This window comes from Bacteroidia bacterium (genome assembly GCA_020852255.1).
Classification (GTDB): Bacteria; Bacteroidota; Bacteroidia; order JADZBD01; family JADZBD01; genus JADZBD01.
Map to the genome: position 1 here is coordinate 298,628 of JADZBD010000002.1, position 14,778 is coordinate 313,405.

Annotated in this window: 14 protein-coding genes; 4 read left to right on the forward strand and 10 right to left on the reverse strand. The window is 47.6% G+C overall.

Annotated elements, in window-relative coordinates:
• Positions 1-13 precede the first annotated feature (13 nt).
• Genes murD through IT233_02090 form a run of 7 tightly spaced genes read right to left on the reverse strand, consistent with a single transcriptional unit; the run spans position 14 to position 7,905 of the window.
• The gene (gene murD, locus IT233_02060) at positions 14-1,357 is read right to left on the reverse strand and encodes a UDP-N-acetylmuramoyl-L-alanine--D-glutamate ligase (GenBank protein MCC7301402.1); all 1,344 of its coding nucleotides are present in this window, start codon (positions 1,355-1,357) and stop codon (positions 14-16) included.
• Positions 1,348-2,583, reverse strand: a complete 1,236-nt coding sequence (locus IT233_02065) for a phospho-N-acetylmuramoyl-pentapeptide-transferase (protein MCC7301403.1) — start codon at positions 2,581-2,583, stop codon at positions 1,348-1,350. Before IT233_02065 ends, murD begins: the two co-directional genes overlap by 10 nt.
• Positions 2,583-4,046: a UDP-N-acetylmuramoyl-L-alanyl-D-glutamate--2,6-diaminopimelate ligase gene (locus tag IT233_02070; protein ID MCC7301404.1), complete on the reverse strand. Its 1,464-nt coding sequence runs from the start codon at positions 4,044-4,046 to the stop codon at positions 2,583-2,585. The genes IT233_02065 and IT233_02070 overlap by 1 nt, the downstream gene beginning before the upstream one ends.
• Complete coding sequence (locus IT233_02075) at positions 4,043-6,169, reverse strand: transpeptidase family protein (protein MCC7301405.1); 2,127 nt, start codon at positions 6,167-6,169, stop codon at positions 4,043-4,045. The genes IT233_02070 and IT233_02075 overlap by 4 nt, the downstream gene beginning before the upstream one ends.
• A complete protein-coding gene (locus IT233_02080) occupies positions 6,169-6,555 on the reverse strand; it encodes a hypothetical protein (GenBank protein MCC7301406.1) in 387 nt (128 codons plus the stop codon). Before IT233_02080 ends, IT233_02075 begins: the two co-directional genes overlap by 1 nt.
• A gap of 7 nt (positions 6,556-6,562) precedes the next feature.
• Positions 6,563-7,453, reverse strand: coding sequence for a 16S rRNA (cytosine(1402)-N(4))-methyltransferase RsmH (gene rsmH / locus IT233_02085; GenBank protein ID MCC7301407.1), 891 nt, complete (start codon positions 7,451-7,453; stop codon positions 6,563-6,565).
• Positions 7,450-7,905: a division/cell wall cluster transcriptional repressor MraZ gene (locus IT233_02090; protein MCC7301408.1), complete on the reverse strand. Its 456-nt coding sequence runs from the start codon at positions 7,903-7,905 to the stop codon at positions 7,450-7,452. Before IT233_02090 ends, rsmH begins: the two co-directional genes overlap by 4 nt.
• Positions 7,906-8,048: 143 nt before the next feature.
• Between IT233_02090 and IT233_02095 the strand changes: the two genes are divergently transcribed.
• Genes IT233_02095 through IT233_02105 form a run of 3 tightly spaced genes read left to right on the forward strand, consistent with a single transcriptional unit; the run spans position 8,049 to position 10,465 of the window.
• Positions 8,049-8,906, forward strand: coding sequence for a 1-acyl-sn-glycerol-3-phosphate acyltransferase (locus IT233_02095; GenBank protein ID MCC7301409.1), 858 nt, complete (start codon positions 8,049-8,051; stop codon positions 8,904-8,906).
• A 15-nt stretch (positions 8,907-8,921) separates the two neighbouring features.
• Positions 8,922-9,860, forward strand: coding sequence for a GNAT family N-acetyltransferase (locus tag IT233_02100; protein ID MCC7301410.1), 939 nt, complete (start codon positions 8,922-8,924; stop codon positions 9,858-9,860).
• The gene (locus tag IT233_02105) at positions 9,857-10,465 is read left to right on the forward strand and encodes a YihA family ribosome biogenesis GTP-binding protein (GenBank protein MCC7301411.1); all 609 of its coding nucleotides are present in this window, start codon (positions 9,857-9,859) and stop codon (positions 10,463-10,465) included. The genes IT233_02100 and IT233_02105 overlap by 4 nt, the downstream gene beginning before the upstream one ends.
• Before the next feature lie 38 nt (positions 10,466-10,503).
• On the opposite strand, the gene IT233_02110 is transcribed toward IT233_02105, so the two are convergent.
• From IT233_02110 to IT233_02120, 3 genes are all read right to left on the reverse strand, one after another.
• On the reverse strand, positions 10,504-12,339 hold the full coding sequence (locus IT233_02110; protein ID MCC7301412.1) for a gliding motility-associated C-terminal domain-containing protein: 1,836 nt from the start codon (positions 12,337-12,339) through the stop codon (positions 10,504-10,506).
• Positions 12,340-12,435: 96 nt separating this feature from the next.
• On the reverse strand, positions 12,436-12,804 hold the full coding sequence (gene gldC / locus IT233_02115; protein MCC7301413.1) for a gliding motility protein GldC: 369 nt from the start codon (positions 12,802-12,804) through the stop codon (positions 12,436-12,438).
• Between the two features lie 11 nt (positions 12,805-12,815).
• On the reverse strand, positions 12,816-13,817 hold the full coding sequence (locus IT233_02120; protein MCC7301414.1) for a hypothetical protein: 1,002 nt from the start codon (positions 13,815-13,817) through the stop codon (positions 12,816-12,818).
• A 143-nt stretch (positions 13,818-13,960) separates the two neighbouring features.
• On the opposite strand from IT233_02120, the gene IT233_02125 reads away from it, so the two are divergent.
• Positions 13,961-14,749 (forward strand): outer membrane beta-barrel protein, encoded by a 789-nt coding sequence (locus IT233_02125; protein ID MCC7301415.1) that lies wholly within the window; start codon positions 13,961-13,963, stop codon positions 14,747-14,749.
• Positions 14,750-14,778: the final 29 nt, after the last annotated feature.

The following is a 14,778-nucleotide window of genomic DNA, read 5'->3' on the forward strand; positions in this document are numbered from 1 at the left end:
AAGTGTTTCCTCTTTACAGGGCGCGTACAGCAGCTTTGAACTGCGTTCCGCGGTCTTCATAATTTTCGAACAGGTCAAAGCTGGCACAGCAGGGTGAGAGCAGTACGATATCCCCTTTCTTCGCGAGGGAGTAAGACCGCATCACCGCTTCTTTGGCTGAGGCGGTCTCAACAATCTGTTCTACCACACCTGAGAAGGCCTTTTTGATCTTTTTGTTATCTGTTCCAAGGCAAACAATGGCCTTCACCTTTTCCGTCACAAGGTCCATCAGCATAGAATAATCATTCCCCTTATCTACACCTCCTACTACCCATACTACCGGGCGCTGCATACTCTCCAGCGCATACCATGTAGAATTTACGTTCGTAGCCTTACTATCATTAATAAAATCGATGCCGTGAACACGTGCTACAAATTCCAGCCGGTGCTCTACATTCTGAAAATCCGAGAGTGACTCCCGGATAACGGGGTTACGAATCTCCACCAGCTTTGCCGCAATTCCGGCAGCCATGGAGTTGTACAGATTGTGTTTACCTTGCAATGCGAGCTCTTCAAGAAACATAGCGAACGTGTTTTGGTTTATATTGATATGGAGTTGATTCTCTTCGATAAAGGCTCCCGTCGGGAGTTTTTTTTTAATGCTAAAGGGATATAACGTGCCGTTGAAGGCACGCCCTTTCATGCCCCTCACTGTTTCATCATCATCAGTGCAGTAGATGAAAGAATCTTCCGGTCTTTGATTCTGCGTAATGCGAAACTTTGAATTCACATAGCCTTGCATTCCGTTGGCATACCGGTCTAAATGATCAGGCGTAATGTTTGTAAGAACGGCCACGTTGATTCTCGTCCTGAACATGCCATCGAGCTGGAAACTGCTTAGCTCAAGCACATAATGATCATGATTTTCCTCGGCGACCAGTTGTGCGAAACTCTTGCCCACATTTCCACCCAGACCTACATTCAGTCCTGCCTTTTTCAGAATATGATAAGTCAACATGGTGGTAGTGGTTTTACCGTTAGTTCCGGTAATACCGATAAGTTTTGCGCTGGTGTAGCGGGCGGCGAATTCGATCTCTGAGATCACCGGTACGCCTTTATGGGTCAGCGCTGCTATTATAGGTGCTGCATCAGGGATACCCGGGCTTTTGATCACTTCATCTGCACCAAGTATTCTTCCCTCGGTATGTTGTTTTTCTTCGTAGGGGATTCCCCGCTGTTCAAGCTCTTTCCGATAGCTTTCCCGGATCGCGCCCTTATCAGACACAAATACATCAAATCCTTTACGTTGCGCAAGGATTGCTGCACCTACACCACTTTCTGCGGCACCGAGTATAACCACTTTTCCGCTCACCTTAATTTGAGGGTTACAACCGTGAGTATGGCCAGCATCATTCCCACAATCCAGAAACGGGAAACGATTTTGGCTTCATGAAAATTCAGTTTCTGGTAATGATGGTGTAAGGGCGACATTTTAAAAATGCGACGTCCTTCGCCGTATTTGCGCTTGGTGTATTTGAAATACGATACCTGCATCACCACTGAAAGACTCTCCACAAAAAATATCCCGCAGAGTATAGGAATGAGCAGCTCCTTTCGGAGTGAAATGGCCAGCACCGCGATCATTCCCCCCAGTGCTAGCGAACCGGTGTCACCCATGAACACCTGTGCCGGGTAGGAATTATACCATAGAAATCCTGCACAGGCTCCCACCATGGCGGCTGAAAAAATAACCAGCTCTCCGGAATTCGGTATATACATGATGTTGAGATAATCTGCGAAGAATGTATTACCAGAAACGTAAGCAAGAATACCCAGTGTGGCGCCGATAATTGCCGATGTTCCTGTGGCCAGTCCGTCAATGCCGTCTGTGATATTGGCGCCATTCGACACGGCCGTTACAATAACGATCACTGCCAGTATATAGAGTACCCATGTATAATCTCTCAGCGATTCCGGAAGGAGCCGCGAATAATTGAATTCATGTCCTTTCACAAAAGGAATGGTTGTGATGGGAACTTTTGTTTCAACGAAATACTTTTCCTTACCGTCAATGCTTCTGGTGATGATAGTGGGATCCGAAGGATTAGGTTGTCCCTGATACTCACGGAGCATGGTCACATCGCTGTTAAAATACAGCACACCTCCCACAATGATGCCCAGGCTCACCTGACCTAAGACCTTGAACTTTCCGTGCAGACCCTTTTTATCTTTCTTGAAAACTTTAATATAATCGTCGAGAAATCCAATGAGTCCCAGCCACACGGTAGTGATGAGCATAAGTACAACGTAAATGTTTTCCAGCCTTGCGAATAGGATGGTGGGAATAAGTATGGCTGCCAGTATGATCAGGCCACCCATGGTTGGAGTGCCCTGTTTTTGCATTTGCCCCTCCAGCCCCAGGTTACGAATTGTTTCTCCCACCTGTTTGCGCTGCAATGTTCGGATGATCGATTTTCCGAATACCCATGAGATCAGCAGGGAAACCAATACAGCCATTGCCGCACGGAAGGAAATGTACTGAAACACTCCTGCTCCCGGGAAATCATGATGCTTATCGAGGTACTGAAAAAGATAATATAACATTACCGCGACAGTGTTTTAAGTGTTTCCTGCAAAACTTCCATATCATCAAAAGGGTATTTAACCCCCATTATCTCCTGGTACGTTTCATGACCTTTTCCGGCCACCAGAATAATATCTTTACTGCCGGCCATAGAACAGGCGGTACGGATGGCTTCCCGCCGGTCGGTAATCGTAAGCACCTTTCTTTTCTGGTGCGCTTCCACTCCCTTTTGCATATCGCGAAGGATGGCTTCAGGATCTTCACTTCGCGGATTGTCAGATGTGAGTATTACCTGGTCACTGTGTTCCAGCGCGATCTTTGCCATTACCGGCCTTTTGAGCGGATCACGATCGCCTCCGCATCCCACCACAGTAAAGACCTTCTCATTCCCTGTACGTATCTCATGAATTGTTCGCAATACATTTTTCAGCGCATCCGGTGTATGTGCATAATCGACGATAGCCACAAGTCCGTTTTCTGTGCGGTGAAACTGAAACCTTCCTTCCACGGGCGAGAGCGTGCTTAGGCCGGTTAAAACTTTCATTTTATCTTCCTTCAGTAATACACCCGCCGAATAAACGGCCAGCAGGTTGTACGCGTTGAAATAGCCGATCAGTTTGGTCCACACCTCGGTTCCGTCCAGGTTGAGCAGCAGCCCGGCAAACTGGTTTTCCACCACTTTACACTTAAACGTGCTTGCACTGCGAAGGGAATAGGTATTTTTTGACGCCCTGGTATTCTGGAGCATGAGCTCTCCGTTCGGATCATCCTTGTTCACCAGGGCAAACGCGGAGGAGGGAAGCTGGTCAAAGAATACTTTTTTTGCCCGGATATATTCATCAAATGTTTTATGATAATCCAGATGATCATGTGTGATGTTTGTAAAAATTCCTCCGACAAACCGGAGCCCGTTAATCCGATGCTGCACCACCGCATGAGAGCTCACCTCCATGAAACAATGGGTACACTGCTCCTCTGCCATGCGTGCAAGCAGGGCGTTCAAACTGATTGCATCCGGAGTGGTATGGGTGGAAGGGATAACTGAATCATTAATCCTGTTAGACACCGTTGAGAGCAAACCCACATTGTATCCTAACCTGCGAAACAATTCGAACAGTAAAGTGGCAGTAGTTGTCTTTCCGTTCGTGCCGGTAATACCCACCAGACGAAGTTTCTCGGACGGGTTATCGTAGAAATTAGCCGCAACGATTCCAAGCGCCGCCGAAGAATCCTTGACTTTTACAAATGTTACTTCGAGAGGAAGATCTGCCGGATACTCCTCGCATATGACTGCAGCCACACCATTGCGCACAACGTCTGCTATAAATGCATGCCCATCCGCCTTTGTTCCCCTGACGGCAACGAACAAAGAATCCGGCTTCACGTTCCTCGAATCGAACGTAACAGATCCAATGGCTACGCCGGTAGAACCGGTTACTTCCGTAATCGGCGCTTTATATAAAATATCCTTCAGCACTTTCATCCTTTCAGTTGGAGATAAATTACTGTTCCCTTTTTATACCTGGTTCCTGACGGAATACTCTGCGCTGTCACTTTCCCGCTTCCCGATATCTTCACTACCAGGCCTGCATTTTCAAGGAGATAGATCGCATCGCGCGCACCCATACCACTGACATCCGGCATCATTCCTCTGCGGAGATTTTCTTTCACGTTTAGCCCGGTGATCCAGAGAGCTGAATCCTTATGCCCGGTCTTAACCCATTCATGGGCGGTATTCTGTTCTTCCACCGGCAGATTCAGCAAATGGGCTATCAGACGCAGATCCTGTCCGCGGCCGCTCTTTACTTTGGGGGGATCCGATTTTACCAGTAACGGGTTACTGCCGACCTTGTCATGTATTTCCAGCGAGCTGGAATAAATCTTATCAGCCACGGACTTGAAAATTGGTCCTGCCACTTCCGCTCCGTAATACGCATCGTTGGAGGGTGCGCTAACCACTACAATACAGGTATATTTTGGTTTGTCGGCAGGGAAATATCCTACGAAAGACGCCTGGTACTTCACTACCCCTTCCTTTTTATATTTTCCTCCCTGCGCGATTTGCGCTGTACCGGTCTTTCCAGCAATCCTATAAATATTATTTTTCAGACTTCGTCCGGTACCATTCTCTACCACTCCTTCCAGCAACTGCTTTGCATACAGGATGGTTTGTTCGGAACATATCGGTTTATCACCGATCTGCTCAGGGCTAAAAACTTTCACCGGTTTGCCCCTCTTACGAATTTCCTTCACGAACATTGGCCGCATCATCTTACCGTTATTCGCTACGGCATTGTAGAATGCGAGGATCTGCATAGGGGTGAGCAGGGTTTCATATCCGATAGACATGAAAGGCAACGTTACTCCGGACCAGTCTTTGCTTTTGACAGTTTTAACTTTAGGATCAGCCTCTCCGGGAATTACAAGTCCGAGAGGGGCTCCCAGGTTCATTGCGTGTATCCTTCCGGCGAATTTTTGCTGGTCCGACGCGTAATATTTCCATATGACTTTGGAAATGCCGACGTTGGACGAATGTTCAAACACCTCACGAATTGTCATTTTGCTCTTTTTGGGAGCATGACTGTCCTTCATTGTGAGGTCATAGAATTTTGTCTCTCCGTTACCGACAATTACCTCGTCCTCCGGCCGGATAAATCCATCCTCAAACGCGGCCATTAAGGAGGCCAGCTTAAATGTAGATCCGGGTTCAGTAGCATAACCGATGGCGTAATTCAGTGATTCGGTATAGGTGGATGAATCCTTGCGTGTAAGGTTTGCGATCGCCCGTATTTCTCCTGTTTGGGTCTCCATCAGGATCACACAGCCATTCCGGGCCTTTCTTTTAATGAGCTGTGTCATCAGTTCATTTTCCACCACATCCTGAAGATTCACATCAATGGTGCTTACGATATCCGCACCATCATCAGGTTCCACTTCATTATTATCATTCACGGGCATATCCACTCCGCCGGCAATCTTTTTCATCAATCGTTTGCCGCCTATCCCGCGCAGATCGTTGTTGAATGCTCCTTCGATGCCGATTGGTTTGGCATTTTCGGAATAATAACCGATGGTGCGGGCCGCCAGGTGCCGGAACGGGAGTTCCCTTTTATTGACCTGGGTATAAACCATGCCTCCCTTGTATTTGCCTCTGCGGAAAATCGGAAACTTCTTCACCTCCTGCAGATCCCTGTAGGAAACATCTTTTTGAAGAACAAGGTAGCGGTCCTTATTCCTTCGCGCATTCAGCAATTCCCGCTTGTATTCCTGCTTGCTTTTATCGCCAAAGAACGCGGAGAGACAAAGTGCCAGCGAATCAACATTTTTTTGAAAGAACTCTGCAGAAATACCATCGGCACACGGATCCATAGCCAGTGTGAAATAAGGGAGCGAAGTAGCGAGCAGTTTTCCATTGATGTCAAAAATATTACCTCGCACTGCATCAATGTCCTTGTAGTGATAGGTCATCTGGCGGGAGGCTTCTTTCCATTTTTCAGATTCCACCACTTGCAGTTTCACAATACGGTAGCCGATGGCACCGGCCAGCAAAAAAATGAGCAGATACACAGCATAAACCCTGATCAATATTTCCTTCCTGTTATCCATTACTTTCCATCAGGATGAGGTTCGACAATTTTGCCCGGAGGAATCGTAGATTGGTGGATGCCGTAAGGCCGTGCGAGGCGGGCTACCTCCGACTGTTTGCTCAGCTGCATGAGTTCAGAGGAAGAAATTATAAACTCACTTTGCAGCTCTTTGAGTTCAAAGCTGACCTTGGAGATGCGGCGTACCGTGCGTTCTGCATAGTAGCCGTTTCCAATATAGAGCAGACCCAAGAAGGCCAGGAAGAAGATGAAAGGGAGCTGGCGGATCGTTTCCTCATTGGAGAGAAAACTGCCGGAGAAAAGGGTGACGAAGGGGCGGACAAATTTGTTTTGCCGTTTATTGCTTTTGGGAGCGGGGGGTGCTTTTTTCTCCTTCAGCTTATTCATCCTTTGATCACGTTTTCTCTGCTATTCTTAGTTTGGCGCTACGCGCTCTGTTGTTTACTTCTATTTCTTCTTCACCGGGGACCACGGGCCCCTTGTGTACTTCCTTAAAGGGTGCAATACGCCTTCCGTAGAGGTCCTTCACCTCCTGCCCTTCCACACTTCCGGTGCGTATATAATTTTTCACCATTCTGTCCTCCAGCGAATGATAAGCGATCACCACCAGTCTCCCGCCCTGCTCTGTAACCGCCGCGGCGGCATGGAGCAGTTTCTTCAGTACTCCGAGCTCATCATTCACTTCTATTCGCAGCGCCTGGAACGTTTGTGCCAGGAACTGATTCCTTTTTCGTGAGGGAACGAAACCGCCAATGACCTCTACCAATCCACCCGTAGTCCGGATTCTTCCCTTTTTTCTGGCCGCAACTATTTTCCCGGCCACCAATCGTGCATTTCCGAGTTCCCCGTATGTTCTGAGAACTCCTGCCAACTCCTTTTCATCGTAATCGTTTACTATCTCCTCTGCACTTAACGACTTACCCCTGTCCATTCTCATATCCAGCGGTCCATTACTGCGAATGGAAAATCCCCGCTCCGGCGTATCAAACTGATGAGACGAAACCCCCAAATCCGCCAGTATCCCCTGCACCTGCCGCCCATCTAATTCTTCCTCCAGGAAGGAAAAATTTCTCCTGACCAGCCGGAAGCGTTCATCCATGATTCCATTCTCTTCCGCATCCGCATCCTGATCAAATGCAATCAGACTTCCTTTTTCTCCCAGCCGCTCCAGTATCGCCCTGCTATGCCCCCCTCCTCCGAATGTCACATCCACATAAGTGCCGTCCTCCCGTATATTCAGACCCTCCAGACTTTTCTCCTTCAGGACGGGGATATGATAACTCATCCCTGTGCCTTATTTCCCATCACCTCTTCCGCCAGTTTTTCAAATCCCCCGGAAGTGGTCTTCACAAACCGGTAATAAAGAACCCTGTCCCACACCTCTATCATATTACCTGCCGCAGCCATTACAACATCTCTCTTCATACCTACGCTCTTCATCAGATCCTTCGGCATTAAAAAGCGCCCGCTTCCATCCAGTTCTACCGCTTGAACATTGAAGTTGAACATCCGAATAAACTCAACATTCTTCTTCACAAAGCGGTTCAGAGAGTTTACCTCCTTCACCATTCCATCCCAGGTTTCCATGGGATACAATTCAAGCGACTTACTGAAAATACTCTGCTTAATCACGAACCCTTTCGACAACGCTTTACCCAATTGTGACTTAAATGCAACGGGAAGCATCACGCGCCCCTTTGCATCGGCTGTTCCTTCATAAACGCCGAAAAGGTTCATCACTGGTATTCTCTATTGGGCGTTAAAGGTAAAAAATAAAATCCCACTTTTTACCACTTTTTACCACTTTTGTTGAAAACTTTCATTTTCAGGGGCTTCCGCTCCCACCATTGCCCGTACCGCCTTTTGCTACTTTTGACCTAATGAGTACGACCGGAAAGGAATTCATTGATCTTAAAAAGATCTTTCGCGAGAAGAATCCGGGCTTATACCGTGTCACTCCGAATTTTGTTATTTCATGGATCAGCCAACTGATTCATGAGAATGACCTGAACAACTTTGTACGAGAACACCGTGACAAGCAGAATTTTGACTTTGCGAAAGCCGTGGTAAAACATTTTGATGTAACCCTCACCTTCGACGGCCTTGAAAGGATTCCTGAAACGGGTGGCGTGGTACTTGCCTGCAATCATCCTCTGGGCGGTTTGGATGCTATGTCTTTACTTCAGACTGTGGAAGCGCGCCGGACGGATTTGAAGTTTCTGGTGAACGATATTCTCATGAATCTGGAAAATCTCAAGGAATTATGGCTTGGCGTGAATAAAGTAGGAAAGAGCACAGGAGATCTGTTGCGGGAAATTGATGCAGGCTATTCCTCCGGGAATCTCATCTGTATCTTTCCTGCCGGCCTCGTTTCGAGAATGCAGGAAGGAGAAGTAAGAGACCTGGAATGGAAGAAAAGCTTTATTACCAAGTCCCGGCAATACGGAATACCTGTTATTCCCGTTCATATCAGCGGAAGAATCACTATGTTCTTCTACCGCCTGGCTATCTGGAGAAAACGGCTGGGAATCAAATCCAACATTGAAATGCTGTTTCTCGTGCATGAAATGTATAAATCGAAAGGACAAAAAATACATATCCGCTTCGGCAAACCCCTGCCCGCATCGTCATTCAGCCGTGATCACTCCGATCTGTATTGGGCTGCGGCCGTTAAAGAGTTAGTATACCGGCTTCCTGCCGACCCGGACGCGGATCTGTTCCGTGAACCGTCTTTTTAGTAGCTTTACCCCTGTATGAAACCCGTGATGGAACCGGTACCGACGGCGGTGCTTCAGTCAGAACTTAATGCCAAAACGTTTGTGCGGAAAACAAACAATGGCAGCAATGAGGTATATATCATTCGGGAAGAAACAGCTCCGAATACTCTCCGGGAGATCGGCCGCCTGCGTGAAGTTACTTTCCGCAATGCCGGCGGAGGTACGGGACTGGAATGTGATTTGGACGAATACGATACGGGGCCGGGCGCGTATTCACAGCTGCTGGTTTGGAATTCTGCTGACCTTGAGATTGTCGGGGGATACCGGTTTATTCACGGCAAGGATGTGATCATTCGTCCTGACGGAACGCCGAGGCTGGCCACCGCTCACCTTCTCGATTACTCCCCGAAGTTTATGAAAGAGTTTCTGCCGAAGATGATTGAACTCGGACGCTCCTTCGTTCAGCCTCACTACCAGCCCAGCAGTCAGAACCGGAAAGGGCTTTTCTCGTTGGATAATTTGTGGGACGGGCTTGGTGCGTTGGTGATAGACCACCCGGACATTGATTACTTTTTTGGTAAAGTAACCATGTATCCTGATTTTAACCCGGTTGCAAGGGACATGATCATTTATTTCATGAACTTTTACTTTCCGGACCCTGACCATTTGGTGAGCGCGCGGAATCCCCAGCATTACAAGACAGATATCAGCGTCTTTCGCGATCTTTTCAGAAAGGAAATGCCCTACAAGGAGGCCCACGCGGTTCTTAACCAGCAAGTTCGGTCGCGCGGAGAAAATATTCCTCCCCTGATCAATTCCTACATGAACCTATCTCCCACCATGCGCACATTCGGAACGGCCATCAACGACGCCTTTGGTGATGTGGAAGAAACGGGAATCATGGTAAAAATCGCTGACATTTATGAATCTAAAATGGAGCGGCACGTAAAATCGTATCAACCAACCGCCCGATGAAATTTACGGTAACCAGTGCCGAGTTTGTTACCGGTTCTCCGGATATACAACATCTTCCAACCGATCCGCATCCGGAATTCGCTTTCATCGGAAGGTCCAACGTGGGAAAATCCTCACTGATTAATATGTTATGCGCCAGAAAAAAGCTGGCACACACTTCCGGCACTCCCGGGAAAACCCGTATGGTAAACCTGTTCCGGATCAACAACCGGATTCACCTGGCGGATCTTCCCGGGTATGGTTTCGCCAAGGCGGGAAAATCCATCCGGGAGTCCTTCGAGGGTGTGATAACCACCTACCTGCTGGACCGAGAACAACTGCGTTGCCTCTTCGTACTAATTGATGTACGGCTTCCCCTGCAAGCAATTGATCTTGAATTCATGAAATGGCTGGGTGAAAAAGAAATTCCCTTTGCCATTGTTTTCACCAAAGCGGATAAACTCTCTCGCACAGAATTGGAAAAAAACCTGAAAGACTATACAGCTCGTCTGCTGCGTTGGTGGGAAGACCTTCCGGGCATATTCATTACCTCATCGCTGAAACAATCCGGGCGTGAAGATCTGCTGAATTACATTGGAGAGCTCGCGAAAACAAAAAAGCCCTGAGCGATCTCGCACAGGGCTTTACTATCTAGTATTCAAGACTACGTTTTCTTCTTGGTAAGTAATTGTATCCAGCCGGTACGTTTCACTTCCACAGGACCAGACTGGGTTTTCAGCACGGCATCCAGGATGTAATAATAGGTTCCGTCTGAAAGCAGAATTCCTGAAGTACTTCTGCCATCCCAGCGAATCTCGTCTGCGGTAGTTTCAAACAGCAGGGTTCCCCACCGATTATAGATCTGAATATGGAAGTTCTCCATCCCTGAATTAGGAATATAGAATTCATCATTCTGACCGTCGCCGTTTGGTGTAAATACGTTCGGAATAAGGAGCATGGTATCCACTTCAATAATCGTGGTGATGGTATCTGTACATCCCGCCGCATTGGTCACAATAAGGGTCACGATGTAGGTGCCGGCCCCTGAGAACTGGTGATTGGGGTTCTGATTATTGGAATTATTATTTGTTCCGGAACCCGGGTCGCCGAAGTTCCACTGCCAGGATGTAGCTCCGTTGGAGGTATCCGTGAACTGATAGATGGGCTCGTAATATCCGATCGCATTGGTGTCAAAACCGGCAATCGGAGCGGGAGAAACAGTTACAAAGCAAGAGTCAGGAAGTGATGGACATCCGGAAGGAGAGTTTTCAATAACATAAACCCATCCGGAATTGCCTGTCCAGGATACCACGATGGAATCGGTTCCCTGACCGGAAACTATGGTTCCGTTGCCGACCGTCCAGGTAAACTGACTACCGCTGCCGTTGGCCGTGAAAATATTACCCAGTGAGTTTGCGCAGACATTCTGGGGGCAATTGATGGACGGCGCTCCCGGCTTCAGTTCTGTAAGGGCATAGGGCTCATCCGCATCCGCGAAAGGCCAGCTCACCCGTTTAAGAGTGGAATAGAACGAAAGCGTGCCTGCATTGACCTGTGTCGAAGAGTTCATGTCTGTCCAGATATTCGGACTCCAGTGTGCCATCCCGTTGAAAAATCCATCAGCAGTGGGGTCAAATGCGATCAGAAGATCGGCCGAGGTGGTTCCCGCTACACGCACGATCGAATGATAAAACGTATCGTTAACAAGACAGGGAATGCCGTCATTCACGTTACGGGGATAGTTATCAAAATCCGGATCCCAGTTGATCATGCGAACGTTCCATGTATTGTTTGCAACCGCAGTAGGTTCGATCTGCACGGGACGATACCTGCGAAGATTACCTGTACTGGAACCCACGGGAAAAAGATACGCGCTGTCATCATCCGTAACCCACGAAAGCACCCCGGGGGCCAGCGATGAAACCAACCCCTCTTGATTCATGGAAGGGGTGAGATTAATGATTGCGTTGGTTTGAGGGTTCAGCACATTCATATCGTACACATCAGTAGATAACTCGCGGTCCGTAAGATCAAGCAGGTGATCCACATTGGCATCGATCATATGGAGTTTAATGCGGTTAGCGCCTGTTCCGGTGCCCTGACAGCGTAATATGTGAAAGGTGGTAACGTTGGTTCCCATGATCCGTTGCTGAATCGTAGATGCCATCAGTCGAACATCACTGAGATCCTGCTGAAAAATGGCGTTATTAACCCAATCACCTTCCACATTTGTAATCCCGTCGCCCTGCCAGGTCGAATTATTATTTAACGTTACATCACCCGGATTCGGAAGCGTGCTATTGAGGGTCACATTCATTGTCCCGTTGTGGTCAATGTTTCCATTGGAAGTAGAGGAGTTATTCTCGATACCGCCGTTCACCTGAATGACAGACTGCGGTGCAGTGTATATAGTAGCGCCGTTATTGAAGAATATCTGAGCCTGCACCGGGAGAGAAAGGAAGAAAGCGGGCAGCAAAATAAAAGAGGCAAGACTCTTCATGTGCGTTTTTTTTAGTTTCCTGTAAAACAGGGTATTAGCCAAGCAAATGTAAGAAAGACCCCGGTTTTATCCAAATAATCTATAATTCTTTGATTATCAGACGTTAGATTCCGTATCCGGTTGCCCGCTCAAGGGGCCTTTTGGTAAAATATCCATTTTTTGCGCAAAGTAGTTGCAATAGGCTCTAAGTTCATCCATCATTTCCTTTTCACCGGTAGCCCTCTGGAACGAATCCGCCATGGTGAGGAGGTTCTGGTGAAAAAACTGTTTCATTTCATCCACCAGCATATCACTGGTCCAAAGATCCATTCGCAGTGTGTTTTGCTCTCCGGCATCCCACATGGCAATCATCACCGATTTACATGTCCCGGCTTCGCCTGCGTCAGAGGCTTCCCACCCAATCTCTCTGGGAAGCTTATTCTCATCCAGTCGTACTTTGAATTTGATTTCAGATTCATCGGCCATATGCTAAGATATTAAGGTTTATATCCGGATGCGTCCAGCAATTTCCGGGCAGGTGTTTTAAGCATTTCATGTAACTTCTCTATGCCGTACTTACGGATCCAGGACCGCACAATCCGGTGGCCGATCCATATTCCGCTACGGGCCGGAGAAGTTTTATTTAGTCCGGCCGTAAAAGGGCCGTCATTAATAAACTGAGCAATGCGCTGGGATTCGGTAGTAAACACCAACTGATCCTTTACCAGGAATGCCCACACGTTCGATTCATTTTCCAGGCACCAGCTATACTGAAGGGCGGAATATCCGAATTTCAGAGTATCAGGAAGGCGAGGAGCCATCAGATCGATCAGAAACTGGATTTTCCCATTGTAAATCATTTCCGAGAGTAAATCAGAAGATTCGTCCGGAGCAGGAACAGCGGACATTCCCATTGCCCGTATGAGATCGGGTATGATATTCTGTTGCGTCATGTTTCGCCTCCGGTATTTTTCAAATTGTGCAAGTTCATATATCTCATGATCGCGTCCCAGGTACATATCCAAACCAATTCCTACGGCACTATCCGAGATGCTCATCGGCAGATTCAATCCTGTTACCATCGAATAAACCGAAGGGAAGGATTTGGTTTCCGGAAAATAATATTTCCATCTTCTGAAAACGTCCGAAACCGGCTCCTCCAGTCCTGACAGATCCGGATAAACCTTTCCTGTAGCATTATAAATTTGCCGCATATCCGGATGGGAAACGAACAGTTTCAGCGTGGGGATAAAGGATGAATCTCTGACTTTCCCGCCAAGGACAACTGTTTCGCAAAAACCCACAAAAAAAGAGCCGTAACGGGCTTCCAGGCCCGACACACTTTCTTCGATCGCAGCGGTATCTATAGAAAACAGATCTGCATCAAAACGTTTAATATTCACCTTCACCTCCGGCACGCCGGCAAGATCCGGGTCGAACACATCGCCTCCGCAGGAGCAAAGAAGAGGCAACAGGCTCAGGAGAAACGCTTTTCGCATGAAGGTAAAATTATCAAATAAACGCCCCCTGCCGGAGATGGCATTTTATTTGTTACAAACAGCCCGGCACCGTGGTTTTTGAAAACTCCCGGACTACGAATCAAAAAAATAAATTAGGTTTGTAACATTAAACACGAAACATCATGAAAACCAAAGCTGTTATTTTACTGCTGACTGCGTTCTTTATCCGTCCTGCTTTCGCTCAGGACGACGATAAGTCCTTTAAATTCGGATTAAAAGCCGTTCCTTCCATCAACTGGTACAAGCCGGAAGATGCCAAGAAATTCGAAAGTGCCGGAACCAACCTGAAATTCGGTTATGGATTAATGACTGAATTCAAACTGGCAGGATCCGCCTGGTTATCCACCGGACTGCAGGTTGATTATGATGGAGGCAGAATCCATTTTAAGGATACCGTGGGCTATTTTGCCAATAAGGACGGAGAGATTATCGCCATTGAGGACACCACCGGTCAGCTCGCGCAGCTCACCGCCTATAAACTCAATGAAAGAAAATACCGCACCACTTATGTCACCCTTCCGCTGACGCTACGTTTGCGCACAAAAGAGGTAGGAATGATGACGTATTTTGGTCAGTTTGGCTTCCCGCTTTCCATTAAACTCAAAGGCCGCTGCGATGACAAGGTGAATGCATACACAATGACCGGTTTTGGCAATGAAACGGAGAACACGGCACTGGACATTTCCAACGACATGGGTTTTATGAATGTGGGGCTTACCATCGGGGGTGGAGCGGAATACAACATGTCGGGCAACACCTCGATCCTTTTCGGTATCAATTACACCCAGGGGTTCATGAATACGGTGCGACGCGACTCTAAACAACTCCTGAACGATGCCGCACCTCCCACAGCACTGGAGCAGAAGTTTTTCTCTCGGAACGTAGGGCTTACAGTTGGTATCCTGTTCTAACAAATAATTATCTCTATTTTTACCCCGTC

What these genes read in the sequence shown, in the direction of transcription:
- IT233_02125 (MCC7301415.1), top strand. Translation starts at nt 13,961, where the DNA reads ATGAAAACCAAAGCTGTTATTTTACTGCTGACTGCGTTCTTTATCCGT.
- IT233_02090 (MCC7301408.1), bottom strand. Translation starts at nt 7,905, where the DNA reads ATGAACCTTTTCGGCGTTTATGAAGGAACAGCCGATGCAAAGGGGCGC.
- IT233_02095 (MCC7301409.1), top strand. Translation starts at nt 8,049, where the DNA reads ATGAGTACGACCGGAAAGGAATTCATTGATCTTAAAAAGATCTTTCGC.
- IT233_02075 (MCC7301405.1), bottom strand. Translation starts at nt 6,169, where the DNA reads ATGGATAACAGGAAGGAAATATTGATCAGGGTTTATGCTGTGTATCTG.
- IT233_02105 (MCC7301411.1), top strand. Translation starts at nt 9,857, where the DNA reads ATGAAATTTACGGTAACCAGTGCCGAGTTTGTTACCGGTTCTCCGGAT.
- IT233_02120 (MCC7301414.1), bottom strand. Translation starts at nt 13,817, where the DNA reads ATGCGAAAAGCGTTTCTCCTGAGCCTGTTGCCTCTTCTTTGCTCCTGC.
- rsmH (MCC7301407.1), bottom strand. Translation starts at nt 7,453, where the DNA reads ATGAGTTATCATATCCCCGTCCTGAAGGAGAAAAGTCTGGAGGGTCTG.
- IT233_02110 (MCC7301412.1), bottom strand. Translation starts at nt 12,339, where the DNA reads ATGAAGAGTCTTGCCTCTTTTATTTTGCTGCCCGCTTTCTTCCTTTCT.
- IT233_02070 (MCC7301404.1), bottom strand. Translation starts at nt 4,046, where the DNA reads ATGAAAGTGCTGAAGGATATTTTATATAAAGCGCCGATTACGGAAGTA.
- gldC (MCC7301413.1), bottom strand. Translation starts at nt 12,804, where the DNA reads ATGGCCGATGAATCTGAAATCAAATTCAAAGTACGACTGGATGAGAAT.
- IT233_02100 (MCC7301410.1), top strand. Translation starts at nt 8,922, where the DNA reads ATGAAACCCGTGATGGAACCGGTACCGACGGCGGTGCTTCAGTCAGAA.
- IT233_02065 (MCC7301403.1), bottom strand. Translation starts at nt 2,583, where the DNA reads ATGTTATATTATCTTTTTCAGTACCTCGATAAGCATCATGATTTCCCG.
- IT233_02080 (MCC7301406.1), bottom strand. Translation starts at nt 6,555, where the DNA reads ATGAATAAGCTGAAGGAGAAAAAAGCACCCCCCGCTCCCAAAAGCAAT.